Origin of the sequence: Streptomyces monomycini (assembly GCF_022271435.1) — a bacterium.
GTDB classification, from domain to species: Bacteria; Actinomycetota; Actinomycetes; order Streptomycetales; family Streptomycetaceae; genus Streptomyces; species Streptomyces monomycini.
This window is the reverse complement of the sequence record NZ_JAFIQY010000015.1, coordinates 1-20,804: the sequence shown is the minus strand read 5'-3', so window position 1 is coordinate 20,804 and position 20,804 is coordinate 1. Positions and strand designations below refer to the sequence as shown.

The window sequence follows — 20,804 nt, the reverse complement described above, 5'->3', positions numbered from 1 at the left end:
GCTGTGACAGACGGCAGACAGCGTCATGAAACTGCTTCGGCAGAGTTTTCCCCATCACGAACCGAAGCAAGCAGGGTCTACCGACGGGGGGCGCGCGATGAACACACTGCACAGCACCACGACCAGCGCAGTCATCACGCGTCTGCACGATGTCGGCCGGGCCACCGAGAAGTCCGGTGCCGTGGGCGGGCGGGGGTGCGCTCGCGGCACCGGGCGTCATCGCATTCCGTACATGGTCGCGATCGACGCGATGACACAGCGCGACGGGGGACACGGGGGGACCGACGGGGGCACCACCGGTTCCGCCGCGGGACCGGCGTACAGGGAAGGCACGGGGGAACGGCGCACCGCGTCGCAGGCGGAGGAAACGGGGGACGCCGCCGCGGCGTTCACCGCCTACGTCCAGGAGCGCCGCGCTTCCCTGTACGCCACCGCGTACCACCTGACGGGCGACCGCTTCGAGGCCGAGGACCTGCTGCAGAGCGCGCTGTTCTCGACCTACCGGGCGTGGGACCGGATCAGCGACAAGGCGGCGCTGGGCGGCTACCTGCGCCGCACGATGACCAACCTGCACATCAGCGCGTGGCGCCGCCGCAAGCTGAACGAGTACCCGACCGAGGAGCTGCCGGAGACGGCCGGTGACACGGACGCGATGCGCGGCACGGAGCTGCGCGCGGTGCTCTGGCAGGCGCTGGCCCGGCTGCCCGAGACGCAGCGCACCATGCTGGTGCTGCGCTACTACGAGGGCCGTACTGACCCGGAGATCGCGGACATTCTCAACATCAGTGTCGGCACGGTGAAGTCCAGCATCTGGCGCTCCCTGCGCCGGCTGCGCGAGGACGACGTCCTCAGCTTCGGCCGTGACGAGCAGGAGTCCTTCGGCGAGCTGGTGGCCTGAGGGCGGGGAAGACGGGGGGACCACGGGGGAGCGAGGAAGAGGGGGGAACGGGGGATCCCGAGGGGGGACCACGGGGGACACGGGGGGATGAGGAGCGGGTTCGGCCGGCCGGGGGGTACGGCGCGAATCCGCTCCTTCGCCGTTCGGGCGCCGTTCGGGTCTGCGGCATGCGGCCCGTGCGGCGCCCGGCCGTTCAGGCGTTGACGGTCGCAGTCGCAGTCGCAGTCGCAGTCGCAGTCGCAGTCGCGGGATTCGCGGGGTCCGCGGGATTCGCGGGGTCCGCGGGGTCCGCGGGGTCCGCGGGGTCCGCGGTGATGTGCCCCGCCCCGTCCACGGCGTTCCGGGCCGCCGCTATCCGCGCCAGCGCCTCCGGCTTCGCGCACGGGTGGGCGCCCAGCGCGGTGTGCCGGGCGACGATCGCGCGCTCGGCGCGCAGCAGGCGCAGCCCGCGGCGCAGCAGGACCGGCACCGGCTTGCGGGCTTCGCGCAGGTCACGGGCGAGCCGCCGCCGGAAGGTCGTGGTGGGGCGGCCGCGCAGGCACAGCGCGTCGGCAAGCAGGCCCGCCGTACGGCAGCGCTCGACGATGTCCGCCGCGAAGATGCCCTCGGCGAGGAACAGCGGCGCGTCGCCCCGCTCCAGAACCGTTTCACCGACCCGTGTGCTGGTGGAGATGTCGTACACCGGCACGGCCGTACGTCCCGTACGGCACAGCGCCTCGATCGCGGCCACGGCGGCGCCGGCGTCCCACGACAACGGCGAGTCCCAGTCGGTGCCGCCGCCGTCGGCCAGCGACGGCAGCGTCGGGTCCGTGCCCTCCTTGTAGAAGTCGTCGAGGTTGAGCACGGGCAGGCCACTGCGGGCGGCGAGGGACGACTTGCCGGAGCCGGAGGGGCCGGTCAGCAGGACGACCCGGGCGGCGGTGTGGGAGCTCACGGGGAGCCATTGTCGCGCATTGGGCCGTGCGGGTTACCCGGAGCGCGGTCGCTGGAACGGCCCGGCACGCCTCAACTACGCTTCGTAATCGTTCGATTACTCAATCATTTACTTGGCGACGCACAGGCAGGTGGCACATGGCCTCACATGCACGAACCCGACATCGGCACCGGCGCCGCGTACCGCGCGGCCTGACGCGCGCGGGGCTGGCGCTCACGGTGGCCGGTGCGGCGCTCGCGGCGGCCGGTGCGGCACCGGCGGGCGCGGCGCGCGGCCATGAGAGTGAGCTGGACGTCCAGGCGGCCGGCAAGGCGTTGGGCGACGCGTTGCAGCACTCCCTCGCGGGCGGCGTCGGACCGGTCAAGAGTCTCAAACTGGACCCGCTGGCGGGCACCTCCGCCGATCCGCTGACCAACAAGATCGGTACCCAGGTCGCCGACTTCAAGCCGCTGACCACCGGCATCGTGACGGATCCGATCGCCCGGGGAGGCGCGCTGGAGGATCTGCCGCTGACGGGCACGGCGGTGGGGCTGCTGCCCGGCTGAGGCCGCCGGTCACGTGGCGGAACGCGGACCGCCCGCCCCCATGGACGGATGAGGGCGGGCGGCGGCGTGCGGGGGCTCAGACCCCCATCGGGTGCCAGACGGTCTTCGTCTCCAGGAAGGCCAGCATCCGTTCCGTACCGGGACCGGCGCTCCAGTCGACGGCGGAACCGTCCACAGCCTGTGGACGCAGCACGCGCTTGAGGTTGTCGGCCGCGGCCGTCTCCAGCGCCTTGACCAGCTCCGCGTCGCCCGCGGCGCCCGCCAGGTCGATCGCGTTGACGTCCTGGTGCGCGGCCAGCGGCCCGCCCAGCTCGTTGACGCGCCCGGACAGTACGTTGACCACACCGCCCGGCAGGTCGGAGGTGGCCAGCACCTCGCCCAGCGACAGCGCGGGCAGCGGCGACTTCTCGCTCGTGACGACCACGACCGTGTTGCCCGTGACGATCGCCGGGGCGATCACCGAGACCAGGCCGAGGAACGACGACTCCTGCGGCGCCAGCACGGCGACGACGCCGGTCGGCTCCGGGGAGGACAGGTTGAAGTACGGCCCGGCGACCGGGTTCGCGGAGCCCGCGATCTGGGCGACCTTGTCGGACCAGCCCGCGTACCAGACCCAGCGGTCGATCGCCGCGTCCACCTGCGCCGCGGCCTTGGCCTTGGACAGGCCCTCGGCCTCGGCGACCTCCGCGGCGAACTGCTCGCGGCGGCCCTCCAGCATCTCCGCGACGCGGTAGAGGATCTGGCCGCGGTTGTACGCGGTCGCGCCGGACCAGCCGCCGAACGCCTTACGGGCCGCGACCACCGCGTCCCGGGCGTCCTTACGGGACGACAGGGGCGCGTTGGCGAGCCAGTTGCCCTTCGAGTCGGTCACCTCGTACACCCGCCCGCTCTCGGACCGGGGGAACTTGCCCCCGACGTACAGCTTGTAGGTCTTGAGAACGCTCAAGCGATCAGACATCGAGGTACGCCTCCAGACCGTGCCGGCCGCCCTCGCGGCCGAAGCCCGACTCCTTGTAGCCGCCGAACGGCGAGGCCGGGTCGAACTTGTTGAACGTGTTGGACCAGACGATGCCCGCCCGGAGCTGGTTCGCCATCCACAGGATGCGCGAGCCCTTCTCCGTCCAGACGCCCGCCGACAGCCCGTACGGGGTGTTGTTGGCCTTGGCGACGGCCTCTTCCGGCGTACGGAAGGTGAGCACCGACAGCACCGGCCCGAAGATCTCCTCCTGGGCGATGCGGTGGGCCTGGGTGACGCCGGTGAACAGTGTCGGCGCGAACCAGTACCCCGCGTCGGGCAGTTCGCAGGCCGGGGCCCAGCGCTCGGCGCCCTCGGCCTCGCCCGCGTCGGCCAGCTCCGTGATACGGGCCAGCTGCTCGGCGGAGTTGATCGCGCCGATGTCGGTGTTCTTGTCCAGCGGGTCGCCGACGCGCAGCGTGCTCATCCGGCGCTTGAGCGCCGCCAGCAGCTCGTCCTGCACGGACTCCTGCACCAGCAGGCGCGAGCCCGCGCAGCAGACGTGGCCCTGGTTGAAGAAGATGCCGTTGACGATGCCCTCGACGGCCTGGTCGATCGGCGCGTCGTCGAAGACGATGTTCGCGGCCTTGCCGCCCAGCTCCAGGGTGAGCTTCTTGTCCGTACCGGCGACGGTACGGGCGATGGCCTTGCCGACCTCGGTCGAGCCGGTGAACGCCACCTTGTTGACGTCCGGGTGCGCGACCAGCGCGGCACCGGCCGAACCGTCACCGGTCAGGATGTTGACGACGCCCTTGGGCAGGCCCGCCTGGCGGCAGATGTCCGCGAAGAACAGCGCGGACAGCGGCGTGGTCTCGGCGGGCTTGAGGACGACGGTGTTGCCGCAGGCCAGCGCCGGGGCGATCTTCCACGCCAGCATCAGCAGCGGGAAGTTCCACGGGATGACCTGGCCGGCCACGCCCAGCGGCTTCGGGTCGGCGCCGTAGCCCGCGTGGCCCAGCTTGTCGGCCCAGCCGGCGTAGTAGAAGAAGTGCGCGGCGACCAGCGGCAGGTCCGAGTCGCGGGACTCGCGGATCGGCTTGCCGTTGTCCAGCGACTCCAGGACGGCCAGCTCGCGGGAGCGCTCCTGGATCAGACGGGCGATACGGAAGAGGTACTTGGCGCGCTCGGCGCCGGGCAGCGCCGACCACTTCTCGAACGCCTTGCGGGCGGCCTTGACGGCGCGCTCCACGTCCTCGGAGCCGGCCTGCGTGACCTCGGAGAGGACCTCCTCGTTCGCGGGCGAGACGGTCTTGAAGACCTTGCCGCCGGCCGCCTCGGTGAACTCACCGTCGATGAACAGGCCGTAGGACGGCGCGATGTCGACGACGGCGCGCGACTCGGGCGCCGGTGCGTATTCAAATGCTGAGCTCATCGGTTCAGTCCACCGTGACGTAGTCGGGGCCGGAGTAGCGGCCGGTGCTGAGCTTCTGGCGCTGCATCAGCAGGTCGTTGAGCAGGCTGGAGGCGCCGAAGCGGAACCAGTCCGCGGTCAGCCACTCCTCACCCAGCGTCTCGTTGACCATGACCAGGTACTTCATCGCGTCCTTGGTCGTACGGATGCCGCCGGCCGGCTTCACGCCGACCTGCACGCCGGTCGTGGCGTGGAAGTCGCGGACGGCCTCCAGCATCAGCAGGGTCACCGGCGGGGTGGCGTTGACCGCGACCTTGCCGGTCGAGGTCTTGATGAAGTCGGCGCCCGCCAGCATCGCGAGCCAGGAGACCCGGCGCACGTTGTCGTACGTCTGGAGTTCGCCGGTCTCGAAGATGACCTTCAGGTGCGCGTACGAGCCGTCCTCGCGGCGGCACGCCTCCTTGACCTGCTTGATCTCCTCGAAGACGGACAGGTAGCGGCCGGACAGGAACGCGCCGCGGTCGATCACCATGTCGATCTCGTCGGCGCCGGCCGCGACCGCGTCACGGGTGTCGGCCAGCTTGACGGGCAGCGCGGCCCGTCCCGCCGGGAAGGCGGTGGCGACGGAGGCGACGTGGATGCCGGAGCCGGTCAGGGCCTCCTTGGCGGTCGCCACCATGTCGGGGTACACGCAGATCGCGGCGACCCTGGGGGTGCCGCGGTCGGTGGGATCGGGGTTGATCCCCTTGGCGCACAGGGCCCGGACCTTGCCCGGGGTGTCCGCTCCTTCGAGCGTCGTCAGGTCGATCATCGAGATGGCGAGATCGATGGCGTACGCCTTCGCCGTGGTCTTGATCGAGCGGGTGCCGAGGGTCGCGGCGCGGGCCTGGAGGCCGACCGCGTCGACGCCCGGGAGGCCGTGCAGGAAGCGGCGCAGCGCACCGTCGGAAGCGGTCACGTCCGCCATCGACGCCAGACGCCCCGCGGCTTCCTTGCCGTATGCGGGAACAGTGGTGGGCATGGTCACGAGGGGAGCATATCTACGCGCGTAGCTGCATGTCACCCCCTGCGGACGGATACGGGCGCGGCGGGCGTACGAACGGATGCGCGGGCGCCGTACGCGACGGGGTGCACGGGGCCGTCGTGGCGGGGGGCACGGGAGGCCGGTGCGGCGTGCGTACGGCCGGGTGCGCGGATGCCGTACGCGACGGGGGGACGCGGGGTGGCGTGGCGGCCGTCCGGCCGGGGCGCCGGTGCTGTTCACGACGGGGTCGCGGGGGCGCGAGCGGCCGTTTCGCGCGAGTGCTCTGTAACAACGTGCGCAGGGGCTCCACAACCGCTCTGCGCAGGCGTTCTGTAACAGGCGCACGGGGGAGTGATGGGCTTCTGTGCGGCGACCGTTACACAACAGCGGACGGGTCGTCACGGCAGTCCCCTACCTTCATTAGTGCCGCACCGCACCGCAGCACTTTCCGGCCTTCCGCACGAAGGGCGGCGGATGTGGTCACGTCGCCGAACGACCGACCATCCCCCGGGGGTCCGCATGACCGCTCAGTCCGCCCGCCGCACGCTGCGTGCCGCCGTCGCTTCCGCCGCCCTGGGGGCCGCCGTCCTCGGCTCCGCCGCCGGTGCCTTCGCCGCCACGCCCGCGACAACCGCCACACCCGTCACGGCTGTCGCTGCCGCACCGTCCGCCGCCGACCCCACCGCCCGCTACGAGGGCAAGCCGGTCGCCATCGGCAACGGCATGGTGGCCGTGCTGCGCAACGTGCCCGCCGCGGGCGGCCCGGAGGCGTGGATCCGTTACGTCGGTCCGCAGTGGAAGCCGGGCGACTGGTACCTGGTCCGGGTGCTCGGCCTGCTCGACCGCGAGCACCCGAGCGCGCAGCTCAAGGGCCTGTCCCTGCGGCTGACCGGCCTCTCGGGCACGTCGCCGAAGCTGCACGTCAGCGGTGGCCCCGGTGGTACGAAGAGCTTCGCGCTGCCGACGTCGGCGGCGCCCGCCGCGGGTGGCAGGCCGACGGGCGGCAAGCCGGCCGACGAGGCCGGCAGACACCAGGCGGGCCAGGCCACCGCGCACCAGCAGAGCCGGCCCACCGCGCACCGGACCGGCAGCGGCACGGCCCCCGGCGACCGCAAGAGCTGCACCGTCACCCGCCGGGTGGCCATCGGCGGCGGCACTCTCGCCGTCCTGACCCGCGGCCCGCAGGGGCCCTCGGCGACGTTCGAGGACGGTCCGGGCAACGCCGTACCGGGCGCCCACCTCGACCGCGCTCACCCGACCCTCGCCCGCTTCGGCGCGAAGATCATCGACCCGTACGGCGCCCGTCCCAAGCTCCGCTTCAAGATGCAGGGCGCGGACTACCCGACCGGCACCGCCAACTTCCCCGCCCTGCCCCAGGGCTGCGCTTCGGCCGCAAAGCCCGCCGAGCCCGCCAAGAGCAGCGCGCCCGGCGCCAAGCCCGCGGGCAGCAAGAACCCGGGCGCGGTCGGCGCCCAGGCCACGCCGACCGGCAGCCAGACCAAGGTGCTGCCCAAGGGCGCCGTGGCCGCCGGGTACGAGGACCTGGAGCAGCCGGACACCACCCCGCTGTTCGCCGCGGGCGGCCTGTTCGCCGCGGCCGGTGCCGCGGGCGTCGTCTTCGCGGTGCGCCGCCGCCGTCAGTCCGAGGGAACGGGGTGCTGAGCCGGGGCCCTGACCGGCGCCTGCCGGGCCGTCTGCTGACGGCGGCCAGTCTGCTCCTCCTGGTGGCGGGCGGCGTACTGATCGCCCGGGGCGTCCTGGACGGCGGCGCCTCCGGCGCGGCGCCGCCCGTGCACGTCGCGAACGTCGGCGCCCCCGCCGCGGCCCCGCGCGCCGCGGCACCGGCCGCCCTGCCCGCCTCCCGGCCCGTACGCGTCCGTATACCGGCCGCCGGGGTGAACACCGGCCCGGTCCTCGGCCTGGGACTCGCGGCCGACGGCACGGTGCAGGTGCCGCCCGTGGCGCAGGCCGACCGGATCGGCTGGTACGACCAGGGCGTCACCCCCGGCGAGACCGGACCCGCCGTCCTCATAGGCCACTACGACACCGTCGACGGCCCCGCCGTCCTGCGGAACGTCGGCCGCATCGGGCCCGGCGACAAGATCTACGTCGACCGGGCGGACGGGCGCACCGCGGTCTTCGCCGTCCGGGCGCTCCAGCAGGTCGACAAGAAGGCTTTCCCCACCCGGCAGGTCTACGGCGACACCGACCGGCCCGAGCTGCGCCTGGTGACCTGCGGCGGCGGCCTGGTGGACGGCCACCGGCCGGACAACATCGTGGTCTACGCGGATCTGGTGGCGGACTGAGGGCGGACCGCGGCGACGGGCTGCGTCGACGGGCTGCGGCAGCGACCCGCGGTCTCGGCGGCGTACGAATGATGCCGTACCGCAATGTCCGGGTTCCGGACGCTCAGGCAGAATCGCAGGCATGACGAGCCCGGAACAGTCCTCCACGCCGCAGGAGCAGTACGCGGACCGCAGCTACCGCTCGCCCGCGGCCCTCGTCGGCGGGGTGCTGCTGCTCGCGCTGGCCGCCTGGCTGGGCGGTGACGCGCTGGTGCGCGGCGCGGCGCACACCAGGCTGACGGCGGTGGCCGGACTGCTGTTCGTGGTGCCGCTGGTGGTCGCGTTCACGCTGCGCCCGCTGGTACGGGCCGGCGCGGACCGGCTGCTGGTGCGCAACCCCTTCCGTACGATCACGCTGCCCTGGGCGGCGGTCGCGGACCTGCGGGCGTCGTTCTCCAGCGAGGTCTTCACCGCGGACGGTACGAAGTACCAGCTCTGGTCGATCCCGGTGTCACTGCGGCAGCGCAAGAAGGCGAACCGGCAGGCGCAGCGCGCCGCGGCCGGGCGCCCGGTGCGCGGCGGCCGCGACGCGCACCTCGCCCCCGGCACGGAGGCCGGTGTGCCGCGGGCCACCGCCGACCGGTCGCTCGACGAACTGCGGGAGCTCCAGGAACGGGGCGCTGCGCGGGAGGGCGCGCAGGGCGCTCCGGTGGTGAAGTGGGCGTACGAGATCCTGGCGCCGTGCGTGGTGGGCGCGGTGGCACTGGTGGTGCTCGTCGTCGTGTAGGCGCGGCGCCGGGGCGCCGCGTGCGGCGGGCTCGGGCGGTACGGGCGTAGTCCCGGGCGGGGCTCCGGCGGTACGGCGTGCGGGCAGGCTGCGGGCGGCGGGAGGAGACCGCGGTGCGCAAGCTGATTTGCTCGGCCGTCGCGTCGCTCGACGGGTACGTGGCGGACGCGCACGGTTCGTTCGCCTGGACCGTCCCGGACGAGGAGGCGCACGGCTTCGTCAACGAGCTGACGCGCTCGTGCGGCACGTACCTCTTCGGCCGTCGGATGTACGAGACGACGGCCGCCTGGGAGGCCGTGGACGTCCGTGAGGAGCTGTCACCGGCCGTGCGGGACTTCGCGGAGCTGTGGCGCGGCGCGGACACGATCGTCTCCTCCACGACGCCGGAGTCGGTGACGACCGCCAGGACCCTCCTGGAGCGCGGCCCGCCGGGGCCCGGCTGGACCTCGAACTGCTCGGAGAACGCCGCTTCGGCAACGGCATGGTCCACCTCCGCCATCGCCCGGCCGCCTGAGCGGTCCGGGTGCGCGCGGTTCGGACGCGCCCGGGCGGGCGCTCGGAAAAACGTCACGGCGGGCCGCCGTACACCAGCGACATGTACGCCCCGAAGTACGCCGAGCCCAGCGCCGCCGCCGACAGTGCCAGTACGGCGACGCGGCGGTGTGCCCGGGCGATCGCCAGGGCCAGGGGGAGCAGCAGCGGGAAACCGGGCAGCAGGAAGCGGGCCCGGGGGAAGAAGACGCCGCCGCTGCCCAGGACGATCAGCAGCAGGACGGCGCTGAAGACCAGCAGCGGCAGCGGCTGCCGGTCGCCCACGCACAGGACGAACAGCGCCACCGACGCGATCAGCACCAGCGCCACCACGACCAGGAAGAACTCCGGGTGCGACGGGTAGATCAGGAGGTCGCGCAGCATACGCAGCGTCACCGCGCCGCCGTCCCACTCGTTCTCCCACTGCCGCTGGACCGCGAAATAGCCGTCGGCGCGCCCCAGCCGCAGGCCCACCCACCCGACGTACGCGAGCCAGCCGAGCGGCGCCAGCAGCGCGCCGAGGACGATCCGGCGCACCCGGGCGCGGTCCGCGGCGGCGAGGGGCGGCGCGGGGTCCGGGACGAACTCCGGCGCAGGCTCCGGCGCAGGCTCCGGACTGCACTCCGGCAGGAACTCCGGCACGGGCTCCGGCGTGCGCTCCGGCACGGGCTCCCGCACGAACTCCGGCGTGCGCTCCGGTGCGGGTGTCACCCCGGGCGCGGGCGCGGGCGCGGGCGCGGGCGTGGGCTCCGGCACGGTGGTGGCCCGGCGCCGGCGCCACAGGGCGACGGCGGCGCTGACGCAGACCGCCGCGACCAGCGCGAGACCGGTGGGGCGGGTGAGACCGGCGAGCAGGCAGAGCACGCCGGCCGCGACCCAGCGGCCGGTCAGCACGGCGTACAGGGACCACGCCACCAGCGCCGTGAACAGCGACTCCGTATAGCCCGTCCACTGGATGGCGGCGACCGGCGTGGCTCCCCACAGCACGGCCAGCACGGTGCCCACCCGGGCCCCGTACAGCCGGTCGCCCACCGAGAAGATCCCCCAGGCGGCCAGCAGCGCACAGCCGACCGCGACGGCCACCCCGACCGAGGCGCGCGAGCCGGGCGTCACCCCCGCGACGGCCTTCACCACCACCGGGTACAGCGGGAAGAACGCGAGATTGCTCTCGTTGCGGCCGCTCTCGTCGAACGCGTACGCGTAACCGTGGTCCGCGATGCCCAGGTACCAGCGGGAATCCCACCGGTCGGCCAGCAGCGGCCACAGACCGCGGTGCTGGAGGTGCGCCCACTTCATCAGGACGAGGGTGCCCAGCAGCCGTACGGCGGTGTAGCCGAGCAGCGCGGGCCCGGCGCGGCGCAGAAGGTTTCCGGCCGCCCGCGCGGCGGGGCCGCGGGGAGCGGCGCCCGCCACCGGAGCGGAGGGGCCCGCCACCGGTGCGGAGACGCCGGCCGGGCCGGACGCGGTCGGGAGCACTGCGGCAACTCCTGGATGGGCCGGGCAGGTTGTCGGACCAGACCAGGGTGTCCCGGAGCGCCGCACGCCGGACGGGCGCGCTGCGGCAGGTGCAGTACGGCTGTCACCTGTACGGGGGAAACGGAACGGGCCCCGGAACGCTGCGGTCCCGGGGCCCGTCCTACGCGACAGCCGTGTGCGCGGTCAGGCGCGGTCAGCTCAGATGCCGGCTGCCGCCGACAGGTCCGCCTTGATCGCGCCGAGCACCGCGTCGGCCTTGGCGCGCGCCGCGCCCAGCCCCTGGGCGTCCGCGACCGGCACCACGACCTCCAGGTAGCACTTCAGCTTGGGCTCGGTACCGCTGGGCCGGACCACCACCCGGCCGGCCTCCACGCCGTCCTGCACCGACCCCGCGAGGTAGTAGCGCAGGCCGTCGGTGGGCGGCAGGGTGTCCGTCCCCCGGGAGAGGTCGTCGGAGGACGACACGGCCAGGCCCGCCAGCGCGGCCGGCGGCTGCTCGCGCAGCCGGCGCATGGCCGCGGCGATCAGCGACAGGTCCTCGACGCGGACCGACAGCTGGTCGGTGGCGTGCAGGCCGAACTCCAGCGCCAGGTCGTCCAGCAGGTCCGTCAGCGTGCGGCCGGACTGCTTCAGCTCGGCCGCCAGCTCGGTGATCAGCAGGGCGGCGGTGATGCCGTCCTTGTCCCGTACGCCCTCGGGATCGACGCAGTAGCCCAGCGCCTCCTCGTAGGCGTACCGCAGGCCGTCCACCCGGGCCAGCCACTTGAAGCCGGTCAGCGTCTCCTCGTACGGCAGCGAGGCCGCCGCGGCGATCCGCGACATCAGCGAGGACGACACGATCGTGGTGGCGAAGCTGCCCGACGCCTGCTTGCTGACCAGGTGCGCGGCCAGCAGCGCGCCCACCTCGTCACCGCGCAGCATGCGCCACCCGTCCTCGGTACCGGGGGCCGGTACGGCGACGGCGCAGCGGTCCGCGTCCGGGTCGTTGGCGATGACGATGTCCGGGCCGACGGAGCGCGCGGTCGCGAAGGACAGGTCCATCGCGCCCGGCTCCTCCGGGTTGGGGAAGGCCACGGTCGGGAAGTCCGGGTCCGGCTCGGCCTGCTCGGTGACCACGGTGGGCGCCGGGAAACCGGCCCGCGCGAAGGCGGCCACCAGCACGTCACGGCCGACGCCGTGCATCGGCGTGTAGACCACGTGGGTGTCGCGCGGCGAGCCCGGCGTGAGCACCGCGTCCGTGCGCTCCAGGTAGGCCTGGAGCACGTCCTCGCCCAGCACCTCCCAGCCTTCCTCCGGCCGCGGTACGTCGTCCAGCGACGCCACCGCCGCGATCCGCTCCGCGATCAGCCCGTCGGCGGGCGGCACGATCTGCGAGCCGTCGCCCAGGTAGACCTTGTAGCCGTTGTCGCGCGGCGGGTTGTGGCTGGCGGTGACCTCGACGCCCGCGACGGCGCCCAGGTGCCGTATGGCGAAGGCGAGCACGGGGGTGGGCAGCGGGCGCGGCAGCACCGCGGCGCGCAGCCCGGCACCCACCATCACGGCCGCGGTGTCCCGCGCGAAGTCCGCGCTCTTGTAGCGGGCGTCGTACCCGACGACGACCAGGCCCCCGGCCTGGCCCTGGTCCTTGAGGTACGCGGCCAGGCCGGCCGCCGCGCGGATGACGACGGCGCGGTTCATCCGCATCGGGCCGGCGCCCAGCTCACCGCGGAGCCCGGCGGTGCCGAACTGCAAGGTGCCCGCGAACCGGGCCGCCAGTTCGTCCAGGTCCTCGGCGTCGATCAGCTTGCCCAGCTCTTCGCGGGTTTCGAGGTCGGGGTCCTCGGCCAGCCATGCCTTCGCCCGGCTGATCAGCTCCGCGGAATCGGTTGCCACGTGATGCTCCTGCCTCTGGTTGCGGTGGTGGGGGAAGCGCTCGGCGCGTTAACGCTTACCCACTCCGCGCGATGGTTCGACCGGCGGGCGCACGGACACCGGCCGCGCGCGCCGCGCCACCGGGACACCCCGGCTCCTTGCCGGCTTCTTGCCACGGGGTGCCCGGGCACCCCGAACGCCGTACGGAACGCCCCTGGCACTCCGAACGCGTACGGAACGCCCCTGGCACCCCGAACGCCGTACGGAACGCCCCTGGCACTCCGAACGCGCACGGAGCACCCGCGGGCACCCCGAACGCCGTACGGGGCGTCCGAGAACGCCCCGTACCGCTGCTCTGCCGCGCGCTGCTCAGAGCTTGCCGAGCACCTGCGCGAGCAGGCTGCCCATGCGGGTCGCGGAGTCGCGCCCGGCCTGAAGGACCTCTTCGTGGTTGAGCGGCTCGCCGGTCATGCCCGCGGCGAGGTTCGTCACCAGCGACAGCCCGAGCACCTCGGCACCGGCCTCGCGGGCGGCGATGGCCTCCAGGACGGTGGACATGCCGACCAGGTCCGCGCCCAGGGTGCGGAGCATCTTGATCTCGGCCGGGGTCTCGTAGTGCGGGCCGGGGAGCTGGGCGTACACGCCCTCCTCCAGCGTCGCGTCGACCTCCTTGCACAGCGCGCGCAGCCGCTGCGAGTAGAGGTCCGTCAGGTCGACGAAGCGCGCGCCGACGATCGGGGAGGTGGCGGTCATGTTCAGGTGGTCGCTGATGAGGACCGGCTGGCCGGGGCGCATGCCGTCGCGCAGACCGCCGCACCCGTTGGTGAGCACCACGGTCTTGCAGCCGGCGGCGACGGCGGTCCGCACACCGTGCGCGACGGGGGCCACACCGCGGCCCTCGTAGTAGTGCGTACGGCCCAGGAAGACCAGGGCCCGCTTCTCGCCGATCTTGTACGAGCGGATCTTGCCGCCGTGGCCCTCGACGGCCGGCGCCGGGAAGCCGGGCAGCTCGGTGACCGGGAATTCGTGCTCGGGCGCGCCCAGCTCCTCGGCGGCCGGGGCCCATCCGGAGCCCATCACCAGGGCGACGTCGTGGGTCTCGGCGCCGGTCAGCTCGCGCAGGCGGGCGGCGGCGTCGGCAGCGGCGCCCTGCGGGTCGCGCGCGATGTCCGGGGTAACAGATGCGTTCACGCGGACGAGGGTAGCCGGTAAATGCCTACGCGCGTAGATGTCCCGGCCGACGGCATCCGGGGGATCTGTTCGTAGATCTCTACGAAGGACCGCGCACGGCGGACGGGCGCCCCTTCAGCAGGGACGCTTCCGCAGCTCCATCACATAGTCGTGCGGCGCCCCGGCCGACTCCGCCGCGTCGGCGATCTCACCGAGGTAGCGGGCCGCGGGCAGACCGCCCTCGTAGCCGTTGAGGACGTACAGCCAGGCGGCCTCGTCGCCGTCCAGGGTGTGGACCCGTACGCGCATCCGGCGGTAGATGTCCATGCCCACGCCCTCCCAGCGGTCCATGGACTCCTCGTCCATGGGGGCGATGTCGTAGAGGGCGACGAAGACCTGCGAGCGGGGGGCCTCGACGATCGTCGGGAGCGCTCCCTCCCAGCCCATCTGTTCCCCGCCGAACGTGAGCCGCCAGCCGTTGAGCCAGCCGGTGCCGCGCAGCGGCGAGTGCGGAGCGCGGCGGGTCATCAGCCGCGCGTCGAGGTTGCCGGCGTACGCGGCGTAGAGCGACATGGTTCCGAGGGTACGGGAGGTCAGGGGGTGCGCTCGTGGTACGTGAGGTTCGAACGGCGGCCCCCGGGGGGTAACCCGGCGCGGGCGTACGGGACAATGGAGTACGTGACTCGGATCGTGATCATCGGTGGCGGACCCGGCGGATACGAGGCGGCCCTGGTGGGCGCCTCTCTCGGCGCGGAGGTGACCGTCGTCGACTGCGACGGACTGGGCGGGGCGTCGGTGCTGACCGACTGCGTCCCGTCCAAGACCCTCATCGCGACGGCCGAGGTGATGACCACCTTCGACTCGTCGTACGACGAGCTGGGCATCATCGTCGCGGACGACACGCCGCCGGTCGACCGTCCCGCGCGCGTCGTCGGGGTGGACCTCGGCAAGGTCAACCGCCGGGTGAAGCGCCTCGCGCTCGCCCAGTCGCACGACATCACCGCCTCCGTCACCCGCGCGGGTGGCCGGGTGATGCGCGGCCGCGGCCGTCTGGAGCCGGGGCAGTCGCCGGACGGCTCGCGCACGGTCACGGTCACCGCCGCGGACGGTACGGAGGAGACGCTGACCGCCGACGCGGTCCTCGTCTCGACCGGCGCCCACCCGCGCGAGATCCCGGACGCGCAGCCCGACGGCGAGCGCATCCTGAACTGGACGCAGGTCTACGACCTGGACGAGCTGCCGGAAGAGCTGATCGTGGTCGGCTCCGGCGTCACCGGCGCCGAGTTCGCGGGCGCGTACCAGGCGCTCGGCTCCCGCGTCACCCTCGTCTCCTCCCGCGACCGGGTGCTCCCCGGCGAGGACCCGGACGCCGCCGCCGTCCTGGAGGACGTCTTCCGCCGCCGCGGCATGAACGTGATGGCGCGCTCGCGGGCCGCTTCCGCCAAGAGGGTGGGCGACCGCGTCGAGGTCACCCTGTCGGACGGTCGTACGATCACCGGCACGCACTGCCTGATGGCGGTGGGCTCCATCCCGAACACCGCGGGCATCGGGCTCGAAGAGGCCGGCGTACGGCTGAAGGAGTCCGGCCACATCTGGACGGACAAGGTCTCGCGCACCTCGGCCCCCGGCGTCTACGCGGCGGGCGACTGCACCGGCGTGTTCGCGCTGGCCTCGGTCGCCGCGATGCAGGGCCGGATCGCGATGTACCACTTCCTGGGTGACGCGGTGACGCCGCTCAACCTCAAGACCGTCTCCGCGAACGTCTTCACCGATCCGGAGATCGCCACCGTCGGTTACAGCCAGGCCGACGTGGACGCGGGCCGGATAGACGCCCGGGTCGTCAAGCTGCCGCTGCTGCGCAACCCGCGCGCGAAGATGCAGGGCATCCGGGACGGTTTCGTGAAGCTGTTCTGCCGCCCCGGCACGGGCATCGTGGTGGGCGGTGTGGTCGTCTCGCCCCGCGCCAGCGAGCTGATCCACCCGATCTCGATCGCGGTGGACAACAACCTCACGGTGGAGCAGATCGCCAGCGCGTTCACGGTCTACCCGTCGCTGTCCGGCTCGATCGCCGAGGTGGCGCGGCAGCTGCACACGCGCAAGATGTCCAGCGAATAGACCGCGGCCAGCCGGATGAACGGTCCGCCCGGCGCGCGGTGCGGCGCCCCGTGGGACGGGGTGCGCCCGCCCGCGCGGCGGGCCGTTCCCCGTACGTCCCCCGTACCGCTTCCGGTGCCGTCCTGCCGCGGAAGGCAGGCGGCGGGGGTCGGTTCGTGGCAGGCTGGTGCCCCTGAGTGACCGGCCAGCGGCATATACCACGTGCGAGGGTCGGGAACGAACAACTTCCGTTAATTGGTGCAACCTGCTGAAAGCAGACGGTCGTTGGCGTTACTGTCAGTTTCGTGTTCGCTGCAGAACGTCGCCAACTGATCCTCGAAATGGTGCGAGCGAACGGAGCGGTGTCGCTCCGTGAGCTCGCCCGCGTCGTCCAGACCTCCGAAGTAACCGTACGGCGGGACGTGCGGGCGCTGGAGGCAGAAGGACTGCTCGACCGCCGGCACGGCGGTGCGGTCTTGCCGGGCGGTTTCGCCCGGGAGTCCGGCTTCCCTCAGAAATCCCATCTAGCGACCGCGGAGAAGACGGCCATCGCCGATCTCGCCGCCGGCTTCGTCGAAGAAGGCGAGGCCATCGTGGTCGGCGCCGGGACCACCACGCAGGAGCTGGCCCGCCGGCTCGCGCGGGTGCCCGGTCTGACCGTGGTCACCAACTCCCTCCTGGTCGCCCAGGCATTGGCCCACGCCAATCGTGTCGAGGTCGTGATGACCGGCGGCACCCTGCGCGGGTCGAACTACGCACTGGTCGGCAGCGGGGCCGAACAGTCGCTCCAGGGGCTGCGGGTCTCCCGCGCCTTCCTCTCGGGCAGCGGCCTGACCGCCGAGCGCGGCCTGTCCACGTCCAACATGCTCTCCGCGAGCGTGGACCGGGCGCTGGTGCAGGCGGCGGCGGAGGTCGTGGTCCTCGCCGACCACACCAAGCTCGGTACGGACACCATGTTCCAGACGGTGCCCACCGACGTGATCACCCGGCTGGTGACCGACGAGCCGCCGGGCCACGACGACCGGGCCGCGACCGAGCTGCAGGCCCTGGCCGACCAGGGTGTGCAGATCGCGGTGGCCGGCGGGCCCGGGGCGGGCGCCGCCCAGCAGGCACCGGAGGTGGTGGCGGCCGACCGCCGCGGTCCACGCCGGGACGTGCCGCTGCCCGGCCAGCGGCGCAATCTGGCACCGGGCGGCGGCGGTTCCGGGCCCCAGCTGCGTACGGCCGCTCCGCTCGCGGAGCCGCCGGGCGGCCGGGTCGCCGATCTGGCGCCGCGCCGCCGCTGAGCGGGTGCCGGCGTGCGTACGGCCGCGCCGGCACCGCACGGTGAACGGCCGGCCGGACGGCGTCGCCCGGCTCCGTACGCCGCGTCGGGCGGACGGCAGCGCCCGGCCCCGTACGCCGCACGACTGGCCGGACGGAGGCGCCCGGCCCGTACGGCGCGTGGCCGGACGGACGGCGGCGCCCGGCCCCGCTCACCCCTGCTCGGCGCGCAGCCCGGTCAGCGTCAGCGTGAGCAGCCGGTCGGCCAGCCGGGGGTCGTCCGGTGACTCCTCCGCGGCCAGGGCGATGCCGTTGGTCAGCTGCATCAGATCACCGATGCTCACATCGGACCGTACGGCACCGGCCCGCTGCGCGCGGCTGAGCAGTTCGCCGCCCGCCTCGCGCATCGGGACGCTGCACCGGGACAGCCCCGAACTGGCGTCGCCGGGCGCGGCCATCAGCGCCCGCGACAGCCCGCGGTAGGTGCTGGCGTGCGCGATGATCGCCCGCAGCCACTCCACGAGCGCCGCACACGGCTGCGGCGCGTCGCTCAGCTCCCGGGCGTGCGCCAGCAGCGCGTCCACCTCGCCCTGGAACACGGCGCCCATCAGAGCCGTCCGGTTGGGGAAGTGCCGGTAGAGCGTGCCGATCCCCACGCCCGCGCGCCGTGCGATGTCCTCCAGCGAGGTGTCGGTCCCGTGGTCCGTGAAGGCCGTACGGGCCACCGCCAGCAGCCGCTCGTAGTTGCGGCGCGCGTCGGCACGCATGGGTCGTACGGATTCCTGCCCTGCCGTCTCGGTCACCATCGCCGTCCTCGCCGTCCTCCCTGAGCGCGGCCCTCCAGCGGACCGGTGCCCCCAGGATGCCACTGCCCCCGGCGCACCAGCCCTCGGACCGGGGCGGCGCCCCACCCGTCCTGGGGCCGCCCGGCGCGCGGGGTGGACGGCAGGCGGACCGCGGGTGACGGGGAGGGAAGGCGGCGCGGGCGCCTCGGCGAACAAGTGGCGAAGGTGGCAACGGAGCGCTTCCGGGAGGCATCAAACCTGGCGCAATGGGGTCGGCAGAGGCCGTCCGGACGCGTGCGGGAACACCTGGGGAAGCAATGGAACTGACCAGCCGATCGCTGCTGTACACCATGATCGCGGTCGCCGTGGTGTGCGTGGGACTCACGCTCTGGCAGTGGCCGCGCTTCGCCAGGCGCGGCCCGCTGGCCTGGCTGGGCCGCATCGGATCCGTCCTCGCCACCCAGCTGTCCATCGTCGCCGCGCTCGGCCTCGTGGTGAACGCCAACTTCCAGTTCTACGGTTCCTGGCACGAACTGCTCGGCCTGTACGACGACGCCCCGGGCGCGGTCGCCAAGTGGGGCGACGGAGGAGCGGGCCCGGCCGGCGACCCGTCGAAGGGCCTGGTGCAGCCCGCCGGCGCGGAGGACCTGGACAAGGTGCACGGCCTGCCCAAGGGCCCGCCCGACAAGGTGGGCCGGGTGGAGTCCGTACGGATCGTCGGCAAGCGCACCAAGGCCGTCGACCCCGCGTTCGTCTACCTGCCGCCGCAGTACTTCCAGAAGCAGTACGAACGCCAGCGCTTCCCCGTCATCGTCGCCATCAGCGGCTACCCCGGCGGCCACTTCCTGCTCGGCCAGCACCTGCGGGTGCCGCAGACCGCGGGCGGTCTGATCGGCAAGGGGAAGATGCAGCCCACCGTCATCGTCATGCTGCGGCCCACCATCGCGCCGCCGCGCGACACCCAGTGCGTGGACGTGCCGGGCGGCCCGCAGGCGGATACGTTCTTCGCGAGCGACCTGCCCACCGCGCTGAAGGAGCACTACCGGGTCGGGCACGCCGCCAGCGGCTGGGGGCTGCTCGGCTACTCGTCCGGCGGCAGCTGCGCCCTCCAGCTGACCATGCGGCACCCCCGTACGTACACCTCGGCGGCGGCCCTCTCGCCCGACTACAAGGTCACCAGCGACCCCACCACCGGCGACCTCTTCGGCGACGGCAAGGAGCGCGTCGCGCGAAAGCGGGAGCACGACCTGATGTGGCGGCTGGCGCACCTGCCCGCGCCACAGGTCTCGGTACTGATCGGCACGAGCCGGGAGGGCGAGAAGAACTACCCGGCGGCGAAGGAGTTCCTGAACGCGGTCAAGCCGCCGATGAAGGCCGAGTCGATCATCCTCGACCAGGGCAGCCACAACTTCGCGACCTGGCGGCGCGAACTGCCCGCCGCGCTCCAGTGGATGAGCCGGCAGCTGACGTTCCCGGAGGACGTGGTCAACGCCTCCTGACGCCGGGCCGGGGACGACGGACGACCATCAATACCGTTCGTCCGCCGCGCCCCAACGGGCCAGCAGGTCCCGCAACGGGCCCGCCAGGGCGGGCGACGCGCGCAGCAGGCGGCGCAGCCGCGCCCGCCACCCGGCCGCCACGTCGGCGGCCGCCGCGGGATCACCTTCCAGCCAGGCGGTCAGGAACTCCTCCCGGGAGTCCTCCAGTTCGTCGGTGAGCGCCTCGCGGTCGACGCCGCCGGGACTGAACCGGGCGAGCAGACCGGTCAGTTCGTCCCGCGACCGGTGCCACCGGTCCGTCCGCGCCCGGGCGAACAGCTGCTGGGCGGCGGTCGCCGCGAGGGCCGCGAGGTGCGCATCCATGCGTCCCATGAAAAGCGCGGGGGCCCGGGGCACTCAAGTGCCCCGGGCCCCCGCGCGGGCGGGCCGGGCGGCCGTAGCGACCGTCCCGTACCGGCCGTCAGTCCTTGATCTCGCAGATCACCGCGCCGGACGAGAGCGAGGCGCCGACCTCGGCGGTCAGGCCCTTGACGGTGCCGGAACGGTGCGCGTTCAGCGGCTGTTCCATCTTCATGGCCTCCAGGACGACGACCAGGTCTCCCTCGGCGACCTGCTGGCCTTCTTCGACGGCGACCTTGACGATGGTGCCCTGCATGGGGGAGGCGAGGGTGTCGCCGGAGGCGGCGGAGCCGGATTTCTTGGCGGCCTTGCGTTTGGGCTTGGCGCCGCCGGCGACGGCGGCGCGGGCCAGCGGCATGCCCAGGGAGGACGGCAGGGAGACTTCCAGGCGCTTGCCGCCGACCTCGACGACGACCGTCTCGCGGGTGTCGGCCTCGGCTTCGTCGGTGCCGGGTGCGGCGAACGGCTTGATCTGGTTGACGAATTCGGTTTCGATCCAGCGGGTGTGGACCTGGAAGGGCTCGGTCGAGCCGGTCAGCTCGGGCGCGAAGGCCGGGTCCTTGACGACCGTCCGGTGGAAGGGGAGGGCGGTGGCCATGCCGTCGACGGTGAACTCGGCGAGTGCGCGGGCGGCGCGCTGGAGGGCCTGCTGGCGGGTGGTGCCGGTGATGATGAGTTTGGCGAGCAGGGAGTCCCAGGCCGGGCCGATGACCGAGCCGGATTCCACGCCGGCGTCCAGGCGCACGCCTGGGCCGGCGGGGGCTTGGAAGGTGGTGACGGTGCCGGGGGCGGGCAGGAAGTTGCGGCCGGGGTCTTCGCCGTTGATGCGGAATTCGAAGGAGTGGCCGCGTACCGGCGGGTCGTCGTAGCCGAGTTCTTCGCCGTCGGCGATGCGGA

Annotated in this window: 19 protein-coding genes and 1 pseudogene; 9 read left to right on the top strand and 11 right to left on the bottom strand. The window is 73.3% G+C overall.

Going from position 1 to position 20,804, the window contains the following annotated elements:
- The first annotated feature begins 97 nt into the window (after positions 1 to 97).
- A complete protein-coding gene (locus JXZ78_RS18650; RefSeq protein WP_030017490.1) occupies positions 98 to 898 on the top strand; it encodes a SigE family RNA polymerase sigma factor in 801 nt (266 codons plus the stop codon).
- A 193-nt stretch (positions 899 to 1,091) separates the two neighbouring features.
- Here the strand turns inward: JXZ78_RS18650 and JXZ78_RS18645 are convergent, their stop codons facing one another.
- Entirely contained in the window at positions 1,092 to 1,832 is a 741-nt protein-coding gene (locus tag JXZ78_RS18645; protein ID WP_238783212.1) for a uridine kinase family protein, read from the bottom strand.
- 137 nt (positions 1,833 to 1,969) lie between these two features.
- Here JXZ78_RS18645 and JXZ78_RS18640 point away from each other — a divergent pair, with 137 nt between their 5' ends.
- Positions 1,970 to 2,377, top strand: a complete 408-nt coding sequence (locus JXZ78_RS18640) for a hypothetical protein (protein ID WP_030017488.1) — start codon at positions 1,970 to 1,972, stop codon at positions 2,375 to 2,377.
- Between the two features lie 76 nt (positions 2,378 to 2,453).
- Here JXZ78_RS18640 and JXZ78_RS18635 read toward each other — a convergent pair whose 3' ends face one another.
- The 3 genes from JXZ78_RS18635 to deoC are packed head-to-tail and all read right to left on the bottom strand — an operon-like array spanning position 2,454 to position 5,764.
- Positions 2,454 to 3,335 (bottom strand): aldehyde dehydrogenase family protein, encoded by an 882-nt coding sequence (locus tag JXZ78_RS18635; RefSeq protein WP_030017487.1) that lies wholly within the window; start codon positions 3,333 to 3,335, stop codon positions 2,454 to 2,456.
- Positions 3,328 to 4,764: an aldehyde dehydrogenase family protein gene (locus tag JXZ78_RS18630; RefSeq protein ID WP_030017486.1), complete on the bottom strand. Its 1,437-nt coding sequence runs from the start codon at positions 4,762 to 4,764 to the stop codon at positions 3,328 to 3,330. Before JXZ78_RS18630 ends, JXZ78_RS18635 begins: the two co-directional genes overlap by 8 nt.
- A 4-nt stretch (positions 4,765 to 4,768) precedes the next feature.
- Positions 4,769 to 5,764: a deoxyribose-phosphate aldolase gene (gene deoC, locus JXZ78_RS18625; protein WP_030017485.1), complete on the bottom strand. Its 996-nt coding sequence runs from the start codon at positions 5,762 to 5,764 to the stop codon at positions 4,769 to 4,771.
- A 522-nt stretch (positions 5,765 to 6,286) separates the two neighbouring features.
- Between deoC and JXZ78_RS18620 the strand changes: the two genes are divergently transcribed.
- From JXZ78_RS18620 to JXZ78_RS41070, 4 genes and pseudogenes are all read left to right on the top strand, one after another.
- Positions 6,287 to 7,429, top strand: a complete 1,143-nt coding sequence (locus JXZ78_RS18620; protein ID WP_238783211.1) for a hypothetical protein — start codon at positions 6,287 to 6,289, stop codon at positions 7,427 to 7,429.
- A complete protein-coding gene (locus tag JXZ78_RS18615) occupies positions 7,426 to 8,073 on the top strand; it encodes a class F sortase (protein ID WP_030017483.1) in 648 nt (215 codons plus the stop codon). Before JXZ78_RS18620 ends, JXZ78_RS18615 begins: the two co-directional genes overlap by 4 nt.
- 121 nt (positions 8,074 to 8,194) lie before the next feature.
- Positions 8,195 to 8,839 (top strand): PH domain-containing protein, encoded by a 645-nt coding sequence (locus tag JXZ78_RS18610; RefSeq protein ID WP_030017482.1) that lies wholly within the window; start codon positions 8,195 to 8,197, stop codon positions 8,837 to 8,839.
- 77 nt (positions 8,840 to 8,916) lie between these two features.
- Positions 8,917 to 9,114: pseudogene (locus tag JXZ78_RS41070) on the top strand (dihydrofolate reductase family protein); the annotation flags it as partial.
- Positions 9,115 to 9,406: 292 nt separating this feature from the next.
- Here the strand turns inward: JXZ78_RS41070 and JXZ78_RS18605 are convergent.
- The 4 genes from JXZ78_RS18605 to JXZ78_RS18590 all read right to left on the bottom strand — a co-directional run bounded on the left by JXZ78_RS18605 (position 9,407) and on the right by JXZ78_RS18590 (position 14,440).
- Positions 9,407 to 10,846, bottom strand: coding sequence for a putative hexosyltransferase (locus tag JXZ78_RS18605; protein ID WP_030017481.1), 1,440 nt, complete (start codon positions 10,844 to 10,846; stop codon positions 9,407 to 9,409).
- A 198-nt stretch (positions 10,847 to 11,044) separates the two neighbouring features.
- Complete coding sequence (locus JXZ78_RS18600; protein ID WP_030017480.1) at positions 11,045 to 12,718, bottom strand: phospho-sugar mutase; 1,674 nt, start codon at positions 12,716 to 12,718, stop codon at positions 11,045 to 11,047.
- A gap of 348 nt (positions 12,719 to 13,066) precedes the next feature.
- The gene (locus JXZ78_RS18595; RefSeq protein ID WP_030017479.1) at positions 13,067 to 13,888 is read right to left on the bottom strand and encodes a purine-nucleoside phosphorylase; all 822 of its coding nucleotides are present in this window, start codon (positions 13,886 to 13,888) and stop codon (positions 13,067 to 13,069) included.
- A 114-nt stretch (positions 13,889 to 14,002) separates the two neighbouring features.
- Positions 14,003 to 14,440 (bottom strand): gamma-glutamylcyclotransferase family protein, encoded by a 438-nt coding sequence (locus JXZ78_RS18590; RefSeq protein ID WP_030017478.1) that lies wholly within the window; start codon positions 14,438 to 14,440, stop codon positions 14,003 to 14,005.
- A 96-nt stretch (positions 14,441 to 14,536) separates the two neighbouring features.
- On the opposite strand from JXZ78_RS18590, the gene JXZ78_RS18585 reads away from it, so the two are divergent.
- Complete coding sequence (locus tag JXZ78_RS18585; RefSeq protein WP_030017477.1) at positions 14,537 to 15,982, top strand: NAD(P)H-quinone dehydrogenase; 1,446 nt, start codon at positions 14,537 to 14,539, stop codon at positions 15,980 to 15,982.
- Between the two features lie 284 nt (positions 15,983 to 16,266).
- A complete protein-coding gene (locus JXZ78_RS18580) occupies positions 16,267 to 17,247 on the top strand; it encodes a DeoR/GlpR family DNA-binding transcription regulator (RefSeq protein WP_078623926.1) in 981 nt (326 codons plus the stop codon).
- Between the two features lie 189 nt (positions 17,248 to 17,436).
- Here the strand turns inward: JXZ78_RS18580 and JXZ78_RS18575 are convergent, their stop codons facing one another.
- A complete protein-coding gene (locus JXZ78_RS18575; RefSeq protein WP_208870091.1) occupies positions 17,437 to 17,991 on the bottom strand; it encodes a TetR/AcrR family transcriptional regulator in 555 nt (184 codons plus the stop codon).
- A gap of 335 nt (positions 17,992 to 18,326) precedes the next feature.
- On the opposite strand from JXZ78_RS18575, the gene JXZ78_RS18570 reads away from it, so the two are divergent.
- Positions 18,327 to 19,508 carry an alpha/beta hydrolase gene (locus tag JXZ78_RS18570; protein ID WP_030017474.1) on the top strand — a complete coding sequence of 394 codons (1,182 nt, stop codon included), beginning with the start codon at positions 18,327 to 18,329 and terminating at the stop codon, positions 19,506 to 19,508.
- A 27-nt stretch (positions 19,509 to 19,535) separates the two neighbouring features.
- Here the strand turns inward: JXZ78_RS18570 and JXZ78_RS18565 are convergent, their stop codons facing one another.
- Entirely contained in the window at positions 19,536 to 19,871 is a 336-nt protein-coding gene (locus JXZ78_RS18565; RefSeq protein ID WP_050501997.1) for a hypothetical protein, read from the bottom strand.
- Between the two features lie 97 nt (positions 19,872 to 19,968).
- On the bottom strand, positions 19,969 to 20,804 hold an 836-nt coding region (locus tag JXZ78_RS18560; RefSeq protein WP_238783210.1), incomplete at its 5' end, for a biotin/lipoyl-containing protein.